This window comes from Streptomyces puniciscabiei (genome assembly GCF_006715785.1).
GTDB classification, from domain to species: domain Bacteria; phylum Actinomycetota; class Actinomycetes; order Streptomycetales; family Streptomycetaceae; genus Streptomyces; species Streptomyces puniciscabiei.
In genome coordinates this window covers 543,133-564,666 of sequence record NZ_VFNX01000002.1, presented here as the reverse complement: position 1 = coordinate 564,666, position 21,534 = coordinate 543,133, and the positions used below count along the sequence as shown (strand labels likewise).

Sequence of the window (21,534 nt, the reverse complement as noted above, 5' to 3'; positions counted from 1 at the left end):
GCAGCCTTGCGGACGGCCGGTCGCTGCTTCAACGGCTTTTCCGCCGCACCGAGGTGTGGTTCAGCGGCCCTTCTCGTCGTTGTCCTTGAAGCAGACGACGAACCACTTTCCGGGGTCCGCCTGGGTGAGCGAGCCGGTCGTGCCCGGGACGTCGGAGCATGCCAAGGTGTCGACGACTGCGTCCTTGACCCTTGAGGACCTTGTAGTCGGCGTGCGGGTCGGTGCAGTCGAGCTTCTTGGTCTCGGCCTCCTTGTCCGTCCCGATGTTCTGGAAGCAGTCACCGGCCTTGAGCGTCGCGGACTGGTCCTTCGTGTCGTACGGCCCCAAGGCCCAGAACGCCACCATGCCCGCGAGGACCAGGACCAGACCGAGGAAGATCAGGCGGTTGCGTCGTATCTGCGCCGAGGTGTACGAGGCGTTCATGCCGCCATGGGGCGGTATTTGAGACACGGGCGGTTCCTCAGGCAGTGGGACGTGCGAAGGCGACCATGAATCCAGCCCACCTGCCGGCCTCGTCCTTCGCCGCCCCTCCTGGACCCGTTGGGTCACTCTCACAACCTCCCAGCATTGAAGTCGGTGGCTCCGAGCCAAAAGCCGAGAGGTTCCACGGTCGTTGGGACCAGGTCCTGCGCCTCAGGCGCGCTTCGCGCCTGCGTGGCTAGGGTCGGTCCTCATGGAGACCACAGGAATCGTTCGTCGCGAGACGGCGGAGCGTGTCCGCGACGCTCGACAGCGGCTCGCTGCCGAGCGGGATGTATGGGTGTCGACGGCTCACCCTGATCACGGGCCGCACCAGGTGCCGCTGTGGTTCCTGTGGGATGGGCGAGCAGTGTGGATGTGCACCAGCGCCACTTCCGTGACTGCGCGGAACGTCCGCAAGGAGCCGCGCGTGCGCCTTGCGCTACCGGACACCTTCGACGTGGTGCTCCTCCAGGGTGAGGCGGAGTGTTTCCCGGACCAGGAGGTGCCCAAAGACGCAGCGGAGGCGTTCGCCGACAAGTTCGGGTGGGATCCACGCGGGGAGGAAGGTTCCTTTCTGTATGTACGCGTGGTCCCGAGGGCTGTGCGCGCTTGGCGCGGCGAGCCGGAGCTGCGCGGAAGAGTCGTCATGCGCGACGGGACGTGGCTGGATTAACGGCCGTCCCTGGCCGACGTGCCCCTCTCGGGTCACGATCCCGTAGGGCGGTCAGCCGCACGACCGCCGCGAGGTGCGGGACGATCTCACACCCCGTGTGCTCGCGGGACGTCCGCCAGGGCGCCCATCCCAGCCCCCGGAGAGTGCGCCATCACCCCGGTACCGGCGCACATCCCGGTGACCGGCCTTCTCAGACACTCTCCAGCCTGGGCAGGCGGCCCGGCAGTCAGCCATGCGATCTGCGGGGATGCCACGCTCATTTCGCAGCAGGCCGTGCGCAGTTCCGGCCGGTTTCCGACAAACCGTGGCAGTCATGCAGGAGCTGGGATACGACTGCTCTGCGCAAGGTTCTCGGGGAGAAGGGGGGGCGGCGCACGCGGCTGCCGTGGGCGGGAGGCGAGGCAGCGGGGGTCACGCCCACAAGCGGCCCAAGTGCTCGATCAGGCAGCCGATCACCGCGCGGACCACGCCGGCGAGCGCGGCACCGGCCAGGGTGGGGGCGAGCCGGGGGATGTCTCGGTGTGCCTGGCGGCGGCAAGGGTGAATGCGGGTCATGGCGAACCTCCTGGTGTCATCGCGTGTGCGGGGGTGGCAGGCGTCAGTACACGGCCTGGGCCCGGCACATGGGCCAAGCCCCGGAACTTGGCGGAACTTGGCACGGGACTGCGAGGACGAGGGCGAGTGGGGGACATGGGCGCACAGGACGACGCCGCACAGCAGGCGGCGCGTGAACGCGGGGCGAAGGTGCTCCGCGATCTGCTGGCGCGGGCCGGGAACCTCGCTCCGGCCGAGGTGGCGCGCCGGTCCCAGTTCAGCGACCAGACGCAGGCGATCTCCGACCAGACCGTGAGCAACCTGCTGGCCGCCAGGCACACGGTCCGCAGGAAGACGCTGGAGTCGTTTGTCACCGCCTGCCTGCACCGCCAGGACGGCAACCCCGACCTGCCCGGCGCGCTGGCCACGCCGCAGTACTGGAAGGCCCGCTTCTACGACGCGGTCGGCCGTGCGACCGGCCCGGAGACGGGGTTGGTGCGGATCGGCAGGCCCCCCGGCACGGCGGACACCTTCGTGCAGCGAACCGAGCTGGCCCCCGTGTCCGAGGCCGTCGAGGCCGGTCAGTCGGTGGTGCTCACACAACGCGAGCGGGTGCTGTCCGGGCTGGGCGGAGTCGGCAAGACACAGCTGGCCGCCCACTATGTGTGGCAGGTCTGGCGCCGGCCCGAACTGAGGTTGATCATCTGGGCGTCCGCCCGCGACGTGCACCAGGTCGTCACGGCGTACGCACAGGCCGCGGCCCGGTTGCTGGGGGCCGACGCCGGCGAGCCGGAACGGGCGGCCGAGCAGTTGATGGAGTGGCTGTCGGTCACCACGCAGCCGTGGCTGATCGTGCTGGACGACGTCCAGCTGCCGACGGAGGTGCTGCCGTGGTGGCCGGAGCCGACGGAAGCGGGCCAGGTGATCGTGACCACCCGCTACCGCGACGAAGGGCTGTGGCGGGCGGGGCGACGCGTCATCGAGGTCGGCATGTACACCCCGGAGCAGGCGCTGACGTTTCTGCGCGGCAAGCTCGCCGGTCACGCGGGCCGACGCCGGAGAAGCGGTCCGAGCACCCCGCCCGACAGCCGGCTGTCCGAGCTGGCCGAGGATCTGGGGCGACTGCCGCTGGCGCTGTCGCACGCGGCCGCCTACCTGCTCCAGGAGGGCATGACGGTCGAGGCCTACCGCGCGGAGTTCGCCGAGTACCGAACCCGCCTGGAGGAGCTGTTTCCCCGGCCTGCCGAGTTCCCGGAGCCCTACCCGGACCCGGTGGAGACCACCTGGGCCATCTCGCTGGACCTGGCCTCCCGCCTGATGCCCGGAGGTGTCGTGCCGGCCGTGATGCTCCTGGCCTCACTCCTGGATCCGGCCGGGATGCCGCGGGACCTGTTCACCGCGCCCGCGACGCTGACCTGCCTGGAGGAGTGGCTCGGGCGCGCGGTACGGGCACGGGAGGTGCGCAGATCCCTGCGGGTGCTGCACCGGCTGAACCTGGTCACCGACGACCAGGCCGACCAATGGCGCGAGGTGAAGGCGCACGCCCTGGTGCAGCGGGCGAGCCGGGAAGCGATGCAGCACGACCCGGCAGCGGCGCAGCCCTGGGATCGGCGGGTGCGGGCGGTCGCCGACGCGGTCGTGGACATGGCGAACAAGAGCTTCAGGCCCGAACTGGAGGAGTCGCTGCGTCACAACGCTCGCGCGGTCATCAGATGCGGGGGCGACGCGCTGTGGCAGCCGGACGGGCACACCCTGCTGTACGGCCTGGGGGAGAGTCTCGGCCGGAGCGGCCATGTCCACGCTGCCGCCGATCATTTCCGTGAACTCGCCGCCACCGCCGCCGAACGCTTGGGCGCGCGGCACCGGGACACCTTCCTCGCGCGCGGACGACATGCGGTCTGGCTGTCGGTGTCGGGCCGGCCGGCCCTTGCCGCGGAGCAACTGAGAACCCTGATCGCCGAGCGCACCCGCACGTGCGGCGAGGACGAGGACGAGGCCCTGGACGACTGGGGCAACTTCGCCGCCTTTCTGGGTGAGGCCGGCGACACCGCCGCAGCCCTACGGGAGTTCGAGCGGCTGGTGGAGCGCCGCGGCCAGGTGCACGGCCCTCATCACCGCAAGACTCTCGTGTCCCGGGGCAACCTCGCACGGTGGCGCGGCGAGAACGGCGACATCCCGGGTGCGATTCAGGCGTTCCGCGAACTGGTCCCGCTGTTCGAGCGGGAATGCGGGCCCGATGACGAGGACACGCTCACTGCGCGGGGCAATCTGGGCAGTTGGGTCGGCGAGGTGAATCCCCGGGCTGGTCTCGTCCAGCTGAGCAAGTTGTTGCCCATCGAGACCCGGGTCCTGGGGGTGGCCAATTCGCACACCCTGAGCACCCGGCGCAACATCGCGATGCTGCTCGGCAAAGCCGGTCATGTCCAGCGTGCGATCACCGAGTTCACCGTGCTGATCGACGACTACGAGAAGTTCCTTCATCCCGACCATCCGCAGGTCCTGGCCGCACGCGGCGACCTCGTCGACTGGCTCGTCAAGGCCCGCGAGCTGCCCGTCGCCCACCAGGTCCTGCGCGGCCTGCTCGCCGATCAGGACCGGGTGCTCGGCGCCGACCACCCGGACACCGCCCGCACCCGGGACCTCGTAAAACTGTTCGAGAAGAGGTCGTGAACGGCGGGAGTGCGCCCAGGGGAGCCTCGTACGTGCTCGGCCAGGGGTTGTGGTACCTCCGGTGCAGCGTCCAGGCCGGAGTCGCGCTCATGCTCTGCGGTTGGCGGGGCGCGCGGATGACGAGTGCGACAGGCGAGGCCGTGGTGGCGGTGTCCCGGCGCATCGAGGCCCCGGCGGAGGACGTCTTCCTCGTCGGGGACCCGATGCCCTCAAGTGCGCCCTGGACCGCCGGCGCGAGCACGTCGGAATCCTCCACGCTCTCCTCACGTGCCCCCAGACTTCCAGAACTTGGCCGTCCTGCACACAGCTGTCCTGCCGCGATGCCCCCGTTCAGGTCCTGGATCCAGCCTGCCGGCTGACTCAGCAGCCTGTGGCGTTGTAGTTCCAGAACGCGGTCCTGGTCTGCGATCCGGCGATCCCGTCAACGGCACCGGCGTTGTAGCCGAGTTTGTTCAGAAAGCGCTGCAGCGCCTTGATCGTGTTGGTGCCGACGATCCCGTCCACGGTGCCGGCGTTGTAGCCCCAGGCGTTGAGCATCCTCTGCGCCGCCTTCCAGCTGTTGGTGCCCAGTTGCCCGTCGACGGTGCCGGCGTCGAAGCCCCAGGCGTTCAGGCAGCTCTGCCAGTTCTTTGCCCGGGCCGTGTCCAGGCCGAGGTTGTTCACCGCGAGCGGTGAGACGTACCGGCTGCCGACCGCGGGCCTGGCGGCCGCCTGCGGTGCCGCCACGCTCGCACTCGCGCCCGCGAGACTCCCGGCCGCAATCCCGACGACGGCGGTGGCGGTGACGAGCACCTTGGTCAGAGAAGATCGCATTGCTTCCTCTTTCCGGTCGGATTCCGCTGAGCCTTGACGCGACCGCCGTCACCGGCCGTCCGCGTCGGCCCAAGCGTTGCCGGGATCGTGCGGCCACGCTTGTACGAATGCGACCTACCGGCCCTCGGTGCCTGATTTGGCCAACTTCCCCCGGTCTGCGCCGCCGTGCACGAGCATCATCTACGGTCTTTGCCGTGTTCACGTCGACCTAGGGGGGATCGACCATGTACAGGCACGAACTGCTCGAACGGCGCGCTGCCCCTGACTTACGCGATCAGGTCCTGGGCTATCGCGGCTTTCGCTTCCAGGCGATCGGAGCACGGCGCAGACTCCTGATCCCGGACGGCGTGGTGAAGGTGATGCTGGGCTTCGGCGACCCCCTGCGTGTCCTCGACTCCTGCGACCCGGCACGCACGTGGCGCGGTTCCTCGTTGGCCGGCGGCATCCGGACGACGGGCGCCATCGGCGAGCACACCGGACTCATCCACGGGGTGACCGTCCTGCTCAGCCCCCTCGCCGCCTACCGGCTGTTCGGGGTGCCCATGTCCGAATGGGCTGGGCTGTCCGTTCCTCCCGAGGACCTCTGCCGTCGGCCCTGGGCAGGCCTGTCCGCCCGGCTGGCGCAGCTTCCGGACTGGCACAGTCGCTTCGCCGTACTGGACCGCGTGCTGCGCGCGGCACTCGACGCAGGCCCTGCTGTCAGCCCCGAGGTGGTGTGGTCCTGGCGCCGGATACAGGGCAGCTGTGGAAGGGTACGGGTCGAGGAACTCGCGGCACAGACCGGCTGGAGCCGTCGCCACCTCGAACGGCGCTTCCGCTGCCAGACAGGGCTGACACCGAAGGGGGCGGCGCAGGTGATGCGGCTGCAGGCGGCTCTGCGCCTGAAAGAGGCCGGTGCCTGCTGGGCCGACGCCGCGACGCAAGCCGGGTACCACGATCAGCCGCACTTCGACCGCGCGTTCAAGTCGATGACGGGCCGCACGCCGAGCGCCTTTCACTCGGAGCGCCTGGCCGCCTCCCCGCACGACGCCCAGGACTTCGTACCGGGACAGGTGACGAGCGCCATTCTCGTGCACCCGACCTGACCTCTTCCCAGCTCGCAGGTCCTCCGATGCCGCTGCCCGGCCGGCCGTCCTACGGTCGGGTTCCACCCGCTGGGTCGTCACTTCGTGGGCCGCACACCGGGAGGCGGCTTCCGGACATGCGTGAGGCTGACCGGAGGCAGATACGGGCGTAGTGCCTGCCCGGTCGCCTGCCTGCCATTACGCCGGGGTGTTGCTCCCCGGCCGGCGCTCGAAGCGGCCCGCCCTGACTACGCCCGCGCCCTGGCCGCGGCAGGGCACGACGTGTGCGAGGTACAGCCGCCGAAGCGCACCACCGAACGCCGCAGCGACGACGTCGCGTCAACACCGCATGGGAAGACGGGAGGTGATCGCCCGCGAGACTCTGCCGACCGGCACCTGCCTCCGGCCTGCAAGCACTCCCCGCGAGGCGGTCCTGGTCGCGCTGCCCGTAGGCATCCGGACCCGACTGCCGGGGACCGGCCGCGACGCGCCGAAACCGGGTTCGCCCGTTGGTTCGGTGCCGCCCGCTGACCGTCTCCTCCGGGGTAACGCCACGGCCGGGCCCGCCCCCATCGACTCGAACGTCGGCGGCAACCGCAGGGCCCATTCCGAATCCGCGCGGCAAGCCCATGAGCGCCGACCAGCCAACGCGATCACCGGCACATGTGGGATCCAAGCTCGTCGAGTCCGCCCGGCGACGGCGGGTCGTGAACCGTCCCGGAGGGGCAGTCATGGCCGGGGATCCGATCGACCTGATCCGCCTGGAGGCGGACGGCAACAGCGTCATTTCGGCCTCGGTTCCGGTTCTGACGGTGGGGCAGGTCCCGCTTTCTCATTGGTCGCATCCGAGGTTGTGACCCACAGCTTCGCTTTCGACGCGTCCGGTTCGGCCCTGTGGAGGGAGGGGGCGACCTTTACGACGCCGGGTCGAGCAGCTTCCAACGGCCGTCGGAGACGACCTCGACGTACATGGGAGTGGGTTCCTGCGCATCCCGGGGGGCGTTCAGCGGCTGCTCGCTGTCGTCTCGCGCATGCGGACGCCTCCGGTGCGCAGGATTCCGGCCGCCATTGTGGTGACCGCACACAGCAGGGTCAGCAGGAGGAAGGCGTGGTTCAGGGCGACGAGGTGGGTCAGCCAGCCGATGACGGCGGGGCCGGCGAGCATGCCGACGTAGCCGAGCCCGGCGACGCGAGAGACGTTGGCCCCTGCGGCGGAGGGGTCGGCGTGCCCGGCCGCACTGAACAACTGCGGAACACAGCCGGACAGCCCGAGACCGAACAGCGCCCAGCCGACGAATGCGGTCCCCGTCCACGGGGAGAGGGCCACGATCGTGATGCCGCCGGCGGCCGTGGCCGCGCCGTGGCGCAGGATCGCCGTGGGCCCGAACCGGGCGACGAGGCGGTCGGCGAGCAGTCGGCCGAGGGTCATGGTCGCCGCGAAGGTGCCGTAGGCGAAGGCGGCAGTGCTGGCGGGTGCGCCGAGGATGTCCTTCAGGTGCAGCGCGCTCCAGTCGTTGGCGGCTCCCTCGCACAGCATGACCATCAGAGCCAGGGCGGCGAGGAGCCAGATGCGCCCGCTGGTTTCGCGGCGCTCGGCGGCCGGCGCCTCCTCTGCCGCGTCCGCGTCGGCAGCAGTGGACGCGGCCGGCAGCAGGGCGCCTGCCGCCGCCAGGGCGATCGCGATGCCCAGGGCTCCTGTGGCGGCCATGCCGGCGGCCGGGCTCAGGCCGGCGGTCACCGTGGCCGCTCCGCCGAGCGAGGCGAGGACACCGCCGACCGAGAACGTGGCGTGGAAGGCCGACATGACGGGACGGCCGTACGCCTTCTCCACATGTACGGCATGGGCGTTCATGCTCACGTCCAGGCAGCCGTTGCAGAATCCGAAGACCAGCAAGGCACCCGCCAGCGTCCACGGGTCCCGGGGAAGTCCGGGCAGTGCCAGGGCCGCGCTGCACAGCACCCCGGTGGCGGGGACGACGATGCGCGCTCCGAGCCGGTCGGTCAGACGCCCGGCCGCCTGCATACCGATGAAGGCCCCCACGCCCAGCAGCACCAGAAGCCCCCCGAGCGTGGAGTGGCTGATGCCGACGCGCTCCTCAATGGCGGGGATGTGCACCACCCAGGTGCCCATCGTGGTACCGCACAGGATGAAGTAGACAAAGGTGGCCACTCGGGCAGCTCGCAGCGAATGATTCATGATCGCCACCGTAACGAACATGCTGTGTGATTGAATACTGGTGCTTCGCACACACTGACTGTTCGTTTCGAGGGGGGTTCAGTCTTCGGTATGAGCAACGCAGACCGGCACGGGTTGATCGCGCAGGCCGTCAGAGAGTCGGGAAAGGTCACGGTCCAGGAACTCGCCGAACTCACCGGTGCCTCCGAGATGACGATCCGGCGCGACCTCGACGCGCTGGCCGCACAAGGTGTCCTCGAGCGCGTCCGTGGCGGGGCACGCACCCTGCTCCTCCGGGGCGAGGAGCCACCCTTCGCCCTGCGCGCTCACGAGGCCCTCGACGCCAAGCGCCGCATCGCGACCGAGGTGTCCTCGCTCATCGCCGACGGTGAGACCGTCCTCCTAGACAGCGGAACCACCTGCCTGGAGATCGCCCACCTGCTGCGCCGACGGCCGGTCACGGTGATGCCGCTGTCACTGCAGGGAATCCATGTACTCGGCGAGCGTCCCGGCCCGGCAACGCTGCTGGTGCCCGGCGGCCGGCCTCGGGCCGCCGAGGGAGCCCTCACCGGCCCCCTCACCCTCGCCTCCCTGACGGCACTGCGCTTCGACACTGCCGTCATGGGCTGCTGTGGTCTGAGCGCAGCCGAGGGCCTGACCGCCTACGACCTCGATGACGCGGCTGTGAAGAAGGCCGGCATCGCCTCCGCGCGCCGCGTCATCGTCGCCGCGGACGGCAGCAAGCTCGGCCGCACCGCCTTCGCATACGTCGGCCCCTCCACACTCCTGCACACCCTCGTCACCGACACCACAGCACCCGCCGACGAGGTAATCGCGCTCGTAGGCGCCGGCATCGTCGTCAAGCCCGTCTGACGAGACGCCTCCGCCCTGTGGAGCCCGGGGCGCCGGACAGGCTCCCGGCATGGACGTCCGTGTGGAGATCATCCCGGACGGGAGACCAGCTCGCGCCGTGACGGTCAACGACCGGTCCGCCGTTGCGAGTTTCGCAGTGGCCGCGGAAGCGCCGGGCCGTTCCGCTCTTGACCAAGGGCTGGAACGGGTATCAGCTTGAACCGCCTACAGCTTTCCGGCGTCCGGCCACCGAGCCTCCACGAAAACGCGTTGGCGGACCACAGCGACGACTGCTACTTTCCTGGAAGCCGTGCGAGAGAACGAGGAGGTGGTACCCGTGAACGCAGTATCGACATGGGTGCTCCCCTCTGGGGTCACGGTCAGGCGATAGGTCGTCCGGGAGCGCCGTTCAGCAGCACTCCCGAAAGGCACGACCATGCAATTCACTTCCGAACAGCGCCTCGACGACGGCGCCCTCGAACGCGAATTCACGCTCGGCGAGATCCCCGGCACCCTGTGGACGCCTGGATCCGCACCGGCCCCGCTGATCCTGATCGGCCACAACGGCGGCCTGCACAAGCGGGAACCGCGGCTGGTGGCACGGGCCCGGCACGCCGCGGCCTCCGGCTACGCGGTGGCCGCCATCGACCACCCCGGGCACGGTGACCGGCCCCGTTCCGCCGTCGATGAGCAGGCTCGCGCCGACCTCCGCCGGGCGATGGCGGCCGGCGAGCCTGTCGACGAGATCTTCGAGTCCTTCGTCGCCCCGCTGGTCGAAAAGGCGGTCCCGGAATGGCAGACCACCCTGGACGCCCTCCTTTCGCTGCCCGAGATCGGCGGCCCGGTCGGGTACTCGGGGATGACCGCCATCGGCATTCGGCTGGCGGTGGTCGAGCCGCGCATCTCGGCCGCCGGTTTCTTCGCCGGGGGTTTCGTGCCCCGCGCCCAGCGCGAGGAGGCCCGGCAGGTCACCATTCCGCTGCTGTTCCTGTTGCAGTGGGACGACGAAGGGAACGGCCGGCAGCCGGCCCTGGACCTGTTCGACGCCTTCGGTTCCAAGGAGAAGACGCTGCACGCCAATCTGGGCGGGCACGCCGGGACCCCGTGGTTCGAGGTGGAGGACGGGGACCGGTTCTTCGGCCGGCACCTGAAGTGAGGCCGTGCCATCAGGCCGGCAGCTGACGGTAGCCGCTGTCGGCCAGGATGCCGCTCATCGAGGAGGGCGCTCCCGGGCCCTCCTCGATGGCGGTGGCCGGCAGATGCATGTGCTCCCGAAGCGCTGGCCGACACCTTTCGACCACCGCTGCGGATCAACGACCGTCATAGGGACGGCGAGGAGCTCCGTATCCGCGAACTCGGCGGGCCGGGCAACAACGGTGGCGCGCCCAGGGACTTGTACGTCACCGTGCATGACGGCAGCACGTCGACGGCGCGGGCGCTTGAAGCGGACACGCAGGCAGGCACAGGGCTGGCGCTGCGGTGGCGGCCGTGATCGCGATTGTGTGGGTAGCCGGGCATCGGGCGGTGGTATGGCCCGCCGCGTTCGCTGTGGCCGTGGTTGGCGGGGCAGGCTGAAGCGCTGCTGCGATCACACCGTCTCGCTGTCGGCCAGGACCGCGCGTGGCGAGCTCAGGAGGAGGCCGGAGCACGTGAGTTGTCGATGGCCGAGGTCGACGCGTTGTCGCGGCAGGAGTTCGAGACGTACGTCGCCGAGCCGTGCCGGCGGGTCGGCTGCACGAAGGTCGTCGCCAACGGCAGGAGCGGCGACCTGGTGAAAGGCGCTCTGAGTCGTCGGGCAGGTCGTCCTCCGGGTCACGTCGGCAGGCCGCGCCCTCGACATGGATCTCTGCGCTGACTTTGACCCCCTGTTGAAACCCTGATGAGGGCCCGGGGCAGCCTTGTTAGGGTCCTGCGGTGTCTTCTCTGCGTGAGCCCCTCTTCTTCACCCGCCTGCACGGGGCGCGACGGGTACTCCTCGCCGGTGCTGGCGGCGGCTTCGATGTCTACGCCGCGCTGCCCCTGGCGCTCGCGCTGCGGTCGGCCGGTACCGAGGTCCACCTGGCCAACCTCTCCTTCAGCGACCTCTACGGCCTGGGCCTGGACCACTGGGTGGCGCAGGACGTTGCCGCCGTCCGTCCGGACACACCTCTGTGGGGCGACTATTTCCCGGAGCGGTCTCTCGCCCAGTGGCTGCGCACCCGAGGCCTTCCGGACGTGGTGTACGCCTTTCCCCGCACGGGTGTCGCACCCCTGCGGTCGGCGTACCGGGCACTGATCGAACATCTGGGCGGTGTTGACGCAGTGGTGCTGGTGGACGGTGGGACAGATGTCCTGATGCGGGGCGACGAGCACGGGCTCGGCACTCCGGAGGAGGACATGGCGAGCCTGGCCGCTGTCGCGGGGCTCGACGACATTCAGCACCGGCTGGTGGCCTGCCTGGGGTTCGGGGTGGACGCCTATCACGGCGTCAACCACTCGCTGGTTCTGGAGAACCTGGCCGCACTGGCCCGCGACGGCGGCTACCTCGGCGCGTTCTCCCTCACCCGGGACAGCCCCGAGGGAGACGCGTACCTCGATGCGGTCGCCCACGCCCAGCGCTGTCACGCCGGCCATCCGAGCATCGTCAACGGGTCCGTTGCCGCCGCGGTGCGCGGTGACTTCGGTGACGTACGGTTCACCGAACGCACCCGGAACAGCGAGTTGTTCGTGAACCCCTTGATGGCCCTGTACTTCTGCCTGGACCTGCCCGCTCTGGCCCGCGCCAACCTCTACCTCCACCGGTTGTCGGACACCGTCCTGATGCGCCAGATCAGCTCCGCCATTGCCGGCTTCCGTGAGGAGCTGCCCCGCCAGCGGCCGCCGCGGGCGTTCCCGCACTGATTCTCCCGGCGCGAGGCTTGAGCCGGCAGGACGGTGTCGCCCGCGATACGCCCGCGGAGGGTGTCCTGGTCGGCGTGGAGGACGAAGTGCCGGACGGCGACGGCATGCTGGGCAAGGTCTGAGCTGATCTCGCGCCAGTACCGCTCGGCCAGGACAGTCATGCGCACCCGCTCAATGTTCGGTGAGAAGGCTCAACCTTCAATGCAAAAGAAGGCCCATGACCAGCGCAGGGAGGCGTTGGCCTGGACCGCCCCCGGAGGTGAGCCGACGTGGTACTCGACCTGGCCGACGCTGCACCGCGGCTGCTGCCCGCGCTGCGGGACCTCGTCTGCCGCGCCCGGCCCGCGCGTGACGGTGTCCGGAGCCGCGCCTTCCTTCCAGCCTCCTGCTCCCGCGAGGCGTGCGGCGCTGGGCGCTGGGGGCGGCGGCCGAAGCCCGTATTCTTGTCATCGAGCGGCCGCGCGCCGTCTATTCCCTGGCCCCCGACGGGTACGGCTCGCGCACCGCCCCCCGCACCCGCAGCGCCGGCGGAGCCGCTGCCCCCGCCGCGGCGAACAGGATGCCCAGTACGAGCCGCCCTTCCTGTGGGCGGTCGCCAAGGCAGAGCGCCGCTATCAGCGCCGGTGCCACCGCGGTCGCGGCGCCGTGCCCCAGGGAGAAGAAGCCCTGGTACTGGCCGTGGAACGCGAGCGCGTCCTCGATCCCGGCACCGGGCTCCACCTCCAGATCGAGCCGGGTGCCGTGGAAGTCCAGCCGCAGGGCGGTGGGGTGGGTGGTCACTGTGCGGCCTCCGCGAGTTCCCGTCCCAGGGACTCGTAGCGCTCCTGCTGCTCCAGCATCTGGGGCATGCGCTGCAGGTCGAAGATCTCCTTGAGCGGGGCGAGTTCCGGCTCCACGTTCACGGTGGTGCCGTCCCGCATGATCCGGGTGAGGGTCTCCCGCATGGCTCGGATCGAGCTGCGCAGCGCCTGGTTGGCGTAGATCGCCATGGCGAAGCCGCGCTGTTCCAGCTCCTCGACGGTGACCTGGTTGTAGGTGGTCGGTACGACGATCACCGGGAGGTCGCCGCGGTATGCCTCGCGGACGGCGAAGACCTCCCCCGGGTCCTTGCGCTTGGAGTGGATGAGCAGGGCGTCCGCCCCGGCCCGCTCGTAGATGTCGGCCCGCCGCAGCGCCCCGGCCATGCCCTGCCCGGATATCAGCGCCTCCAGGCGGGCCACCACGACCATGTCGGTGCGGGTCTCGGAGGCGGCCCGGATCTTGCCCGCGAAGTCGTCGACCGGGGCGAGGTCCTGGTTGCCCTCGATGAAGCTGTTGAGCTTGGGGAACTGCTTGTCCTCGATGCACACGCCGGCCACACCGCGGGCCTCGTAGGAACGCACCATGTGGATGACGTTGTTGACGTTGCCGAACCCGGAGTCGCAGTCCGCGAGGACGGGGATGTCCACCGCGGACGCGAGGTCGGCCGCCGCGTCGAGGCACTCGCCCATGGCGAGGATGTGGGCGTCGGGCACGCCGGCCGTGGCGGAGATCTCCAGTCCGCTGGACCAGACGACGTCGAAGCCGGCCTCCTCGGCGAGCCGTGCGCTGAGGGGGCTGTGCGAGCCCATGGCACGTGTCAGTCGCGGCGCGGCGAGCGCCGCGCGCAGCCGGTGTGCCGCGTTCGGCGTCAGGTCGTTCTGTTCCTGCTGGGGCGGTCGGCTCCCGGTCATGCATCCCCTCCGTCAGTCTGTTCGGTCGGTCGGGTCTGTGCCGTCAGTTCCCGGCAGATGTCCTCGACCGTCTCGTCGAGGACCTTGCGCGGCCGTGCCGCACCGATCCGCCGCCCGACCTCCCACGGGTCGAGCCCGTGCCGGGCGCTGATCTTCTCGATGCGGTCCTGGAAGTAGAAGTGGTGGTCGTTGATCCCGGCCGCGATCTCGGCCCGGCGCACCGTCATGGGGCGCGGCAGCACCTGCTCGGCCACGTATTCGGCGGCCTCGCAGATCAGCGGCAGATCAGCGTGGGTGTCGTACTTGGGCCACGCGGTGAGGAAGGCCGCGGCCTGCTCGGTGGCGAGGTTCCCGGCGCCCCGCGCCATGGCGCACAGCGAGGCGTCCAGCCACTGTCCTCACGCGGCGCGGGTATGTACGCGGCCGGACAGTCGGGGTCCTCGAGCAACCGGAAGAACCCCTTCAGAAGGGAACACGGTACGCCGGTGAAGTGTAAATGCCCGCGATTTACGAAGGCGTTGAGCAAGGTTTCCGCGACTTTGGTCCCGGATTCTGTCGCCAATGAAGATTCAGGCGGCACGCATGACCTATCTTTTGTGAAGCGTGGACGCGATCACGCCTGGCAGGCAGCGTCTCCGCGCCCTCCGGTGGTGTGGATCATGCATGACGTCCAAGTGAACTTGCAATGTCATTCCGGAATTTGGACAGGTGACTTTTGTAGAGTTGAGTCGGATATATCGTGCGTTCGGCGGCCTTATGGATGACCCCTGAACCGCAATGGCTGAATATCGACGTTTGAGGCAGGGAATCGCGGGACCGTGATTTCGCATGCATTGTGATTGACCTGTCAACTGTTTCTCGTGGTGGGACAGCCATTTCTGGCCGCGGTCCTCGCAGTCGGCCATCAGCGGTTCGGCGAGGAAGCCCTGGTAGGACAGGTGCGCGCGTTCCGTGCCGGCGAGGTCATGGCGGTGGTCGGCGGGGCGGACCTCCGGCCACTGAAGGTGCCCTCGCGGCGGCCCTGGTCCAGGGCCTCGGAGCCGGCCATCGCTCCGGGCTTGGCCGGCAGCACTTCCAGGAAGTGGTCCAGTACCGTCCGCTCGGGCCCTTGGCGGTCGACCTTGGGTGACGGGCGATCCCGGTGCGGCCGATGAAACGGGCCGGGACCGAACAGCGGCAGACCTGGACGGCGACCATGCCATAGCGGTCGACCAGCGGAGTGGAGACGAAGCCCGTCCGGAATGTGTTCCGCGGGCAGCGGCATCAACAAAGCGGCTTCGTGGGCGAAGTCCTGGACGATGGTGCGGACCCGCATCCCTCAGGCTTGCCGCCGTTCGATGCGTGGGGTGACGTGGGGTGCAGAAGCCGTCACCATGTCCGTCAGGGGTCGATCGGCGACGCGGCGCCCGCCGGCTTCACCGCCTTGAGCGATTCCTCGAGTGAGCCCGTGCCAGGGCGCCGAGCCTCGTCCGCGCCGAGTTCCGGCCAGGCGTCGCGCTTACGCCGGGCTGTTGGCGGTGGCGATCACACGGGCCCCGAGGGCCTTGCCGAGCCGGAGCGCGAACAGGACACTCCGCCCGAGCAGAGAGTGAGCAGGCTCTGCCCGGGCCGCGGGCCGTCGCCGGACCACGTCGGGTTTGACCGGAAGTACGTAGTCGCCACGCAGCACCGTCTCAGGGAGGCTGCTTCAGGCAGACGGCGTGGCGGGCGGTGCAGGTCGGTCGGCAGATGCGACCCCCCGGCCAGGCAGTGTTCGCCTGGCCGTCGCCGGACGAGCCCGCGGGTCGCTCAGGGCCGGCGGCCGTGGAAAGTGCGGCGCAGGTCGCTCACCCAGGCGTAGGGGTTCTCCCAGGGGATGAAGTGGCCACCGTGGTCGTGGGCGTTGACGTTGACGTGGTTGAACCAACCGGCCTGCGGGCCGGTCTTGAACGCCCGGACGCGCTCCTCGGCGGTGTGGACGCCGGGCGGGTTCTCGTACGTGACGAAGGTGAGGCCGACCGGGGCCTGCACGACCGGGGTGCGGTCGTGGGCCGGGGACCAGGGGTATCGGTTGGCGTTGGCGTAGTAACGCATCGACGTGGCGATGGAGTTGTTCACCCAGTAGATCGTGGCGTGGGTGAGCAGGTCGTCCTTGGTGAAGACGGATTCGAGGTCGCCGCCGTTGTCGCTCCAGGCGTTCCAGCGCTCCAGCAGCCAGGCGAGCAGTCCGGCGGGTGAGTCGCTCAGCCCGTGCGCCAGGGTGGCGCCGTCGAGCATGTGCACGGCGAGGTGGGACGCCGAGCGGCGGTCCAGCTCGACGATGCGGGCGCGGACGTCGGCGGGCTGGTCGTCGGAGAGGGGCCGGTTCCGTGCGAAGTCCCAGGCGCGGGGGCCGGTGAAGAAGTCGAGCGGCAGCCCGGAGCCGATGTGGATGCCGTACAGCTCGTCGGCGTACTTGTGGCCGAGCTGGCTGGAGACGATCCCGCCGATGTCGCAGCCACCGGCGGCGTACTTCTCGTAGCCCAGGGTCTCGGTCATCAGGGTGTGCCAGAGATCGGAGACCTTCCAGAAGTTGACGTCCGGAAAGCCGGTGAGCGGGCCCGGGAAACCGAAGCCGGGCAGGGACGGCACGATGACGTCGAACGCGTCGGAAGGATCACCGCCGGACGCGGCCGGGTCGGCGAGTGGGTCGATCACCTTCGACCAGTGCCAGAACGTCCACGGCCAGCCGTGGGTGAGGATCAACGGGATCGGGCGGGGGCCGAGGCCGGGCTTGCGCATGAAGTGCACCGGGACACCGGCGACGCTCACCTGGTAGTGCTCGTATGCGTTGATGGCGGCCTCGGCCTTGCGCCAGTCGTAGCCGTCCCGCCAGTAGGCGACCAACTCACGGAGGTAGCTGTCCGGGACGCCGTACGACCAGTCCGCATTTCCCTCGTCCAGCGGTGGACGGGTCAGTGCGAGACGAGTGTGCAGGTCATCGAGGGCGTGGTCGGGCACATGGATCGAGGTGGGCTCCAAGGGGAAGGCGTGCGAGGTGGTCATGCCTTGGTTCCTTACCGGATAGGGGGAAGGGGGAAGTGGTGCCGTCGGCCTGTTGGGTTGGGGGGCCGGTGCGCTCCTGTCACCACGACTCGTCCATCTTGGCACCGGCGGGCGTGACCTGCGCCGCACCACCCCCGGTAGGGGCGGGTGTTGAACAGCGAACAGCCGAACATGGACGTGCATGGCTGGGGCGCGCCTGGAAGTGCGGCACCACGTTGACCTTGAATCCGGACGGATCGGCGTCCGCCACCGGCATCCCTACCGAGATGGAACTCGACGGCAAGGTGACGCAGAGGGTCATCATGGCCTTTAGTCGCCAGATCTGCCCCCAAAGGCGATCACCGTGTTCGCCCCATCGGTATCCTTCAACGGGGCCTGCACCACACTGACCAGCGAGGCATGTCCCACACAGCCCTGCCGAGCCCGAGTGCCGTGCGTCGTAGCGCTCCTGGGCTCGTTCGAAATGCCCTCGGGTTGGCTCCGCGGTTCCGAAGGTCTCGATGGATTCCCCGCGTTGGGCCGATGCTCCACTGCTGGGGCTCGGACCGGATCGCCTGCCGGCCCGAAGGCACCTATGTCCGCTACGACTTCTGAGCGGGCCGCGGTCGGGGCGGGCCCGGAGACGAACCACGAGCGGCGGGCCGCAGAGACCGTGCACTCAGCGGGGTAGAACCGTGCGGCTCGTATCTGGGCCAGGACGTGCCCTACGGGTCGTCATCCGGCTGGACCGTCCGAGACGTGTTGGCGCCGGTGCAAGCAGTCCTGTGCCGCCAGCACATCGTCTCCGTAGGCCGCTGCCCAGGCGCCCAGGGCGCGGATCGGGACGAGCAGGGCGGTGCCGGCCTCGGTCAGGGCGTAGTCGACGCGAGGCGGCGCTTCGGCGTAACGACGCCGCCGCACCAGGCCGTTGTACTCCAGCCGCCGCAGCGCCTCGTTGAGCACCTTGGAGCTGATCCCGCCGATCCGGTCCAGCAGCGCGCGCGGCCGCATCGGGCCCGATTCGCCGAGGACGTAGATGACCACGCTGTCCCAGCGGTTGGCCAGCACCTCGATGGCGATCCGAGCCCGGCAGTCCGCCGCGAACGGTGCCCCGCCCAGATCGTCTCCGTCCCCATCCATCTCTCTCATACACACATCCTGCCCCCGCCGATGCCTACCGGACGGTGTGCATCGGCTCGCCTAGCGTCCAGGTCATGACTTTCCACGACGCGAACAGGAGCAGGACGATGCGCATCGGCATTCTCGGCACGGGCGCCATGGCACAGGCACTGGGCGGGGCCTGGGTACGGGCAGGGCACGAGGTCATGGTGGGCGGCCGGAGCACCGCTTCCGCCGCCGCTGCGGCCGCCCGCATCGGGGCCGCCGCGCACGGCAGCCCCGCCGAGGCGGCGCGGTACGGTGAGGCCGTACTGCTCGCCGTCCCCGCCGACGTCGCACCGCAGGTGGCCAGGGAACTGGCGGCGGACCTCGCCGGACGGACCGTCCTCGACTGCACAGTGCCGATGCGGCCCTTCAGCGACGGCGGCCCGGTCCTGTGCACTGCCGGAGGTACGGACTCGGCCGCCCTGCGCATCGCCGCGGCCGCGCCCCACGCCCGTGTCGTCAAGGTCTTCGGCATCTGCCACGAGAGCATCTGGACCCTGCCGCAACCGGCTTTCGAGGGTGCCCCGCTGGCAGTGCCCTTCTGCGCGGATGCCCCGCCCGCTGACGCCGTGACGAGGGAGTTGATCACGTCGATGGGCTGCATCCCGCTGCCGTGCGGGGGTCTGGACCGGGCGGGGCTACTGGAGGCTGCAGCGGTCTTCGCCATCGGCGTGTGGTGGTCCGGCGGCGAAGTCCGCCACGCCTTCCCCGCCCCGGCTCTGGCACCCGGAGCCGTCGACGACTAGGGAGGGCTCGGCTGGAGACCTGTCCCGCGATTGATCTTGGCCATGCTGGTCCGGGGGTTCGGCGGGCTGGTGGTTCGGCAATCGCTGGTCGGCCCGTCACTCGTACCGGTACTTCAGCGAATCCGCCTCCGCCTGTTCGATGTCAGCGATCGTCAGCTCCGGCATCCGCAGCTGGGCCAGTGTCACCTCGGCCGAGGTCGGCTGGGCGTCCGCTGGAAGCCACTGCCCCGGCTTCCAGGCACCGCTGCGCAGGAGCGACTTGGGGCAGTGCGGGTAGACCTCCTCGATCCCCAGCACCAGCGCACTGGCCGGCGGCTTACCTACGGCGGTCAGCTGCGACAGCAGCTCCGGGCGCGTGGAGACGCAGGCCCGACCGTTCACCCTGAGCGTCGTGGTGCGCCCCGGGATGACGAACAAAAGCCCGGCCCGTCCGGTGGCGATGACGTTCTGCAGGGTGTCCAGACGCTTGTTGCCGGTCGCGTCCGGTATCGCCACCGTTCGTGAGTCCAGGACGGCGACGAACCCGGCGGGGCCGCCGCGCGGGGAAACGTCACAGTGGCCCTCGGCGTCCACGCTGGCGACCAGGACCAGCGATGAGCATCCGATCAACCGCCGGGTCTGTTCGGTGAGTTCGGTCATCTGCTTGCGCACGGCCGCGTCGCTGGGGAGTTCGTAGGCCCGGCGCAGTTCCTCCTGGTCGGTCACGGCGTCGAGGCGGAGCGAGTCGAAGGCACTGGCGGCGAGGGATTGCGTCATGCCCCCGACCCTAATGGGCCGACCTGCGATTGATCTCGGTGGGTGAGTGCGGTGACATGGAGACACCGGGCGAGTTGTCCGGTGTGTGAAAAACGAAGAGGTCCGCGCAGACATGTCCCGTCCGCGTTCCGTGGGCCGTCGCGCCGGCATCTACTGGGGACTGGGTCACCTATGCCGCCGACGTCAGTCGACGGACGAGGCCGACATGACACTCGTCGAGGGCCAGTCCAGAACAGTCAACTCAGGCCACTGCTCTCGCCACCGCGCTGCCTTGGTCTCGTAGACCGCTCTCGGAGCGAGCACCGGGTTCGGCCGGACGACGAGGTTGAACACGTCCGACAAGCCGTGCGGCGCATACACGCGCCACCGGCCGTCCGCCTCCACACGTACTCCGAGGCAGCAGGTCGTCGCGGCGAAACTGTCGATCGCCGCCTCAGTGGAGTCATACGGCGGACACGGGACACCGAACTTGTCCCGATACCAGAGGTGAACTCGGGCTTCGTTACGGATCTCTATCTCCGCGGGCAGGCCGGCGAAGACTTTGCGCCCGGTCTTGATCACCGCGTCTTCGGCCTCCCAGGACATGTCACCGCTGTCGAAATAGAAGAGGTCGTAGTCCTTGATGCCATGCGTCGGCGGCCTGCCCGTGACGACGTTCCACACGGTCTGGAACAGGCAGCCGGCCGTTACATACCACCCAGGCAGCTCCAAGGTCGCCGCCCGCGAAAGGATCTCCGTCAGCATGTCGTTACGGGACAACACCACGCGAAGGGACTCAAGTTGCTGGTCGAGAGGGAGTCTGCTGATCATCAGCCCTGCCTACCACAGCTCGTCCGCCAGATGGGCCACAGCTCGTCCGCCAGACGGGCCGGCCGCGTCAAGAACCCCTCGGTGGAGGCCGGGCCTCGCCCGCCCTCCACCGACTCCGGAACATCGCCAGGACTCCGCAGAAGCGGACTTCGGGCTTGATTCGCCGGCCGGAGCCTCAGCTCTTGGTCAGGCTGCGGCCCAGAAGGGGCAGCAGGCGGTCCCAGTGACGCCGCAGTGCGGCGGGGTTGAAGGCATCGGTGTCGGACATGGTGAAACCGTGGAGGGTGCCGGGGTAGATCTCGGAGGTGTAGCCGACACCCGCCGCGTCCAGGGCCTGGTTGAGCTCGCCGAGCGCCGCGGGCGTCAAGTCGCTTTCGGCGTGGCCGAAGTGGACCTCGGCGGTGAGCTTGGAGAGGCTGCCGGGTCCGTCGACTCCCACCGGGCCGTGGAATGCGGCGAGGGCGGCCACCTGGCCGCGGTGGGCCACGGCGGTGCGCGTCGCCAGAAGCCCGCCGATGCAGTAGCCGGTGACCGCGACCGGTCCGGCGCAGACCTCGGGCTGAGCGGTGAGGAACTCGAGATAGGCGTCGGCGTCGCTCAGGACACGTTCTGTGGTGTGCGCTTCGATCAAGGGCATCAGCCGGGCGAAGAGCGCGGGTCGGACCTCTTCTCCGATGTGCTCAGGAAGTTCGATCACCGGTGCCGGGCCCTGCCGGTAGAAGAGGTTCGGGACGACCACGTAGTACCCGTGTCCGGCCAGCTCGCGGGCCATCTCCCGCAGCACGGGCCGGATCCCGAAGCCGTCCGCGTACATCAGCACCCCCGGGTGTCGTCCGCCACCGTCGGGGAAGGCGGCGAACGCGTCGGCCCGTCCGTCCGGGGTGGGAATCTGCAGCATCTTGGTGGGCATGAATTCTCCTGTCGTGGTTGATGTGTCGAGCCTGTGATCAACACGACGGAGGCGGAGCCCGCGCAGCAGCGCAAGATCCTCGATCCAACAGCGGGCCCGCACCGGCCCGTACGGCGCTCAGAAGGGCACCGGGTCACCAATCCGTGTGTGGCGCAATGCCGTCCCGGTAGTCATGGCTGCAAACGTAGCCCACCGGATGAAGCCGATGCCGGCCCACCAGGCCACAGAGCTGGTCGCGAGAATGATCTCGGCTCGTCCGGCACCAGCAAGGTCTCCGTCTGGTACGACGTCACCCGCCCGGACACGGT

Annotated in this window: 19 protein-coding genes and 1 pseudogene; 7 read left to right on the top strand and 13 right to left on the bottom strand. The window is 69.5% G+C overall.

The window, feature by feature from the left end; genetic code table 11:
* Positions 1–28: 28 nt before the first annotated feature.
* Complete coding sequence (locus FB563_RS33465) at positions 29–451, bottom strand: LppU/SCO3897 family protein (protein ID WP_142219136.1); 423 nt, start codon at positions 449–451, stop codon at positions 29–31.
* A 223-nt stretch (positions 452–674) separates the two neighbouring features.
* Here FB563_RS33465 and FB563_RS33460 point away from each other — a divergent pair, with 223 nt between their 5' ends.
* Positions 675–1,136: a pyridoxamine 5'-phosphate oxidase family protein gene (locus tag FB563_RS33460; protein ID WP_055703898.1), complete on the top strand. Its 462-nt coding sequence runs from the start codon at positions 675–677 to the stop codon at positions 1,134–1,136.
* Positions 1,137–1,547: 411 nt separating this feature from the next.
* On the opposite strand, the gene FB563_RS43265 is transcribed toward FB563_RS33460, so the two are convergent.
* A complete protein-coding gene (locus FB563_RS43265; protein WP_159045435.1) occupies positions 1,548–1,691 on the bottom strand; it encodes a hypothetical protein in 144 nt (47 codons plus the stop codon).
* Between the two features lie 135 nt (positions 1,692–1,826).
* On the opposite strand from FB563_RS43265, the gene FB563_RS33455 reads away from it, so the two are divergent.
* Positions 1,827–4,340: a tetratricopeptide repeat protein gene (locus FB563_RS33455; RefSeq protein ID WP_055703899.1), complete on the top strand. Its 2,514-nt coding sequence runs from the start codon at positions 1,827–1,829 to the stop codon at positions 4,338–4,340.
* Between the two features lie 360 nt (positions 4,341–4,700).
* Here the strand turns inward: FB563_RS33455 and FB563_RS33450 are convergent, their stop codons facing one another.
* Positions 4,701–5,153 (bottom strand): peptidoglycan-binding domain-containing protein, encoded by a 453-nt coding sequence (locus FB563_RS33450; RefSeq protein WP_055703901.1) that lies wholly within the window; start codon positions 5,151–5,153, stop codon positions 4,701–4,703.
* A 224-nt stretch (positions 5,154–5,377) separates the two neighbouring features.
* Between FB563_RS33450 and FB563_RS33445 the strand changes: the two genes are divergently transcribed.
* Positions 5,378–6,238: a helix-turn-helix domain-containing protein gene (locus tag FB563_RS33445; RefSeq protein ID WP_055703902.1), complete on the top strand. Its 861-nt coding sequence runs from the start codon at positions 5,378–5,380 to the stop codon at positions 6,236–6,238.
* A 982-nt stretch (positions 6,239–7,220) separates the two neighbouring features.
* Here the strand turns inward: FB563_RS33445 and FB563_RS33440 are convergent.
* Positions 7,221–8,414, bottom strand: a complete 1,194-nt coding sequence (locus tag FB563_RS33440; RefSeq protein ID WP_234357566.1) for an MFS transporter — start codon at positions 8,412–8,414, stop codon at positions 7,221–7,223.
* Positions 8,415–8,504: 90 nt separating this feature from the next.
* On the opposite strand from FB563_RS33440, the gene FB563_RS33435 reads away from it, so the two are divergent.
* From FB563_RS33435 to FB563_RS33420, 3 genes are all read left to right on the top strand, one after another.
* The gene (locus FB563_RS33435) at positions 8,505–9,266 is read left to right on the top strand and encodes a DeoR/GlpR family DNA-binding transcription regulator (protein WP_055703904.1); all 762 of its coding nucleotides are present in this window, start codon (positions 8,505–8,507) and stop codon (positions 9,264–9,266) included.
* Positions 9,267–9,681: 415 nt separating this feature from the next.
* Positions 9,682–10,401, top strand: a complete 720-nt coding sequence (locus FB563_RS33430) for a dienelactone hydrolase family protein (protein ID WP_055703905.1) — start codon at positions 9,682–9,684, stop codon at positions 10,399–10,401.
* 758 nt (positions 10,402–11,159) lie between these two features.
* The gene (locus FB563_RS33420; protein ID WP_055703906.1) at positions 11,160–12,125 is read left to right on the top strand and encodes a DUF1152 domain-containing protein; all 966 of its coding nucleotides are present in this window, start codon (positions 11,160–11,162) and stop codon (positions 12,123–12,125) included.
* Positions 12,126–12,151: 26 nt separating this feature from the next.
* On the opposite strand, the pseudogene FB563_RS44495 reads toward FB563_RS33420, so the two are convergent.
* From FB563_RS44495 to FB563_RS33385, 6 genes and pseudogenes are all read right to left on the bottom strand, one after another.
* Positions 12,152–12,286: pseudogene (locus FB563_RS44495) on the bottom strand (ATP-binding protein); the annotation flags it as partial.
* Positions 12,287–12,593: 307 nt separating this feature from the next.
* Positions 12,594–12,905 (bottom strand): hypothetical protein, encoded by a 312-nt coding sequence (locus tag FB563_RS43260; RefSeq protein ID WP_055703907.1) that lies wholly within the window; start codon positions 12,903–12,905, stop codon positions 12,594–12,596.
* Positions 12,902–13,837 (bottom strand): isocitrate lyase/phosphoenolpyruvate mutase family protein, encoded by a 936-nt coding sequence (locus tag FB563_RS33405; protein WP_055703908.1) that lies wholly within the window; start codon positions 13,835–13,837, stop codon positions 12,902–12,904. Before FB563_RS33405 ends, FB563_RS43260 begins: the two co-directional genes overlap by 4 nt.
* Positions 13,834–14,205, bottom strand: coding sequence for a hypothetical protein (locus FB563_RS33400; protein ID WP_055703909.1), 372 nt, complete (start codon positions 14,203–14,205; stop codon positions 13,834–13,836). Before FB563_RS33400 ends, FB563_RS33405 begins: the two co-directional genes overlap by 4 nt.
* Positions 14,206–15,625: 1,420 nt before the next feature.
* Entirely contained in the window at positions 15,626–16,861 is a 1,236-nt protein-coding gene (locus FB563_RS33390) for an epoxide hydrolase family protein (RefSeq protein ID WP_055703910.1), read from the bottom strand.
* A 714-nt stretch (positions 16,862–17,575) separates the two neighbouring features.
* Positions 17,576–17,989 (bottom strand): winged helix-turn-helix transcriptional regulator, encoded by a 414-nt coding sequence (locus FB563_RS33385; protein WP_079048510.1) that lies wholly within the window; start codon positions 17,987–17,989, stop codon positions 17,576–17,578.
* 65 nt (positions 17,990–18,054) lie between these two features.
* Here FB563_RS33385 and FB563_RS33380 point away from each other — a divergent pair, with 65 nt between their 5' ends.
* Positions 18,055–18,750 (top strand): NADPH-dependent F420 reductase, encoded by a 696-nt coding sequence (locus FB563_RS33380; protein WP_234357567.1) that lies wholly within the window; start codon positions 18,055–18,057, stop codon positions 18,748–18,750.
* Between the two features lie 96 nt (positions 18,751–18,846).
* Here FB563_RS33380 and FB563_RS33375 read toward each other — a convergent pair whose 3' ends face one another.
* The 3 genes from FB563_RS33375 to FB563_RS33365 all read right to left on the bottom strand — a co-directional run bounded on the left by FB563_RS33375 (position 18,847) and on the right by FB563_RS33365 (position 21,226).
* Positions 18,847–19,506: an MSMEG_1061 family FMN-dependent PPOX-type flavoprotein gene (locus FB563_RS33375; protein ID WP_055703913.1), complete on the bottom strand. Its 660-nt coding sequence runs from the start codon at positions 19,504–19,506 to the stop codon at positions 18,847–18,849.
* Positions 19,507–19,689: 183 nt separating this feature from the next.
* The gene (locus FB563_RS33370; RefSeq protein WP_055703914.1) at positions 19,690–20,316 is read right to left on the bottom strand and encodes a nucleotidyltransferase family protein; all 627 of its coding nucleotides are present in this window, start codon (positions 20,314–20,316) and stop codon (positions 19,690–19,692) included.
* A 175-nt stretch (positions 20,317–20,491) separates the two neighbouring features.
* Positions 20,492–21,226, bottom strand: a complete 735-nt coding sequence (locus FB563_RS33365) for a dienelactone hydrolase family protein (protein WP_055703915.1) — start codon at positions 21,224–21,226, stop codon at positions 20,492–20,494.
* Between the last annotated feature and the right edge of the window lie 308 nt (positions 21,227–21,534).

Coding starts and splice junctions, on each gene's coding strand:
- FB563_RS33460 (WP_055703898.1), top strand. CDS start 675: ATGGAGACCACAGGAATCGTTCGTCGCGAGACGGCGGAGCGTGTCCGC.
- FB563_RS43265 (WP_159045435.1), bottom strand. CDS start 1,691: ATGACCCGCATTCACCCTTGCCGCCGCCAGGCACACCGAGACATCCCC.
- FB563_RS33455 (WP_055703899.1), top strand. CDS start 1,827: ATGGGCGCACAGGACGACGCCGCACAGCAGGCGGCGCGTGAACGCGGG.
- FB563_RS33450 (WP_055703901.1), bottom strand. CDS start 5,153: ATGCGATCTTCTCTGACCAAGGTGCTCGTCACCGCCACCGCCGTCGTC.
- FB563_RS33445 (WP_055703902.1), top strand. CDS start 5,378: ATGTACAGGCACGAACTGCTCGAACGGCGCGCTGCCCCTGACTTACGC.
- FB563_RS33440 (WP_234357566.1), bottom strand. CDS start 8,414: ATGAATCATTCGCTGCGAGCTGCCCGAGTGGCCACCTTTGTCTACTTC.
- FB563_RS33435 (WP_055703904.1), top strand. CDS start 8,505: ATGAGCAACGCAGACCGGCACGGGTTGATCGCGCAGGCCGTCAGAGAG.
- FB563_RS33430 (WP_055703905.1), top strand. CDS start 9,682: ATGCAATTCACTTCCGAACAGCGCCTCGACGACGGCGCCCTCGAACGC.
- FB563_RS33405 (WP_055703908.1), bottom strand. CDS start 13,837: ATGACCGGGAGCCGACCGCCCCAGCAGGAACAGAACGACCTGACGCCG.
- FB563_RS33400 (WP_055703909.1), bottom strand. CDS start 14,205: ATGGCGCGGGGCGCCGGGAACCTCGCCACCGAGCAGGCCGCGGCCTTC.
- FB563_RS33390 (WP_055703910.1), bottom strand. CDS start 16,861: ATGACCACCTCGCACGCCTTCCCCTTGGAGCCCACCTCGATCCATGTG.
- FB563_RS33385 (WP_079048510.1), bottom strand. CDS start 17,989: ATGAGAGAGATGGATGGGGACGGAGACGATCTGGGCGGGGCACCGTTC.
- FB563_RS33380 (WP_234357567.1), top strand. CDS start 18,055: ATGACTTTCCACGACGCGAACAGGAGCAGGACGATGCGCATCGGCATT.
- FB563_RS33375 (WP_055703913.1), bottom strand. CDS start 19,506: ATGACGCAATCCCTCGCCGCCAGTGCCTTCGACTCGCTCCGCCTCGAC.
- FB563_RS33370 (WP_055703914.1), bottom strand. CDS start 20,316: ATGATCAGCAGACTCCCTCTCGACCAGCAACTTGAGTCCCTTCGCGTG.
- FB563_RS33365 (WP_055703915.1), bottom strand. CDS start 21,226: ATGCCCACCAAGATGCTGCAGATTCCCACCCCGGACGGACGGGCCGAC.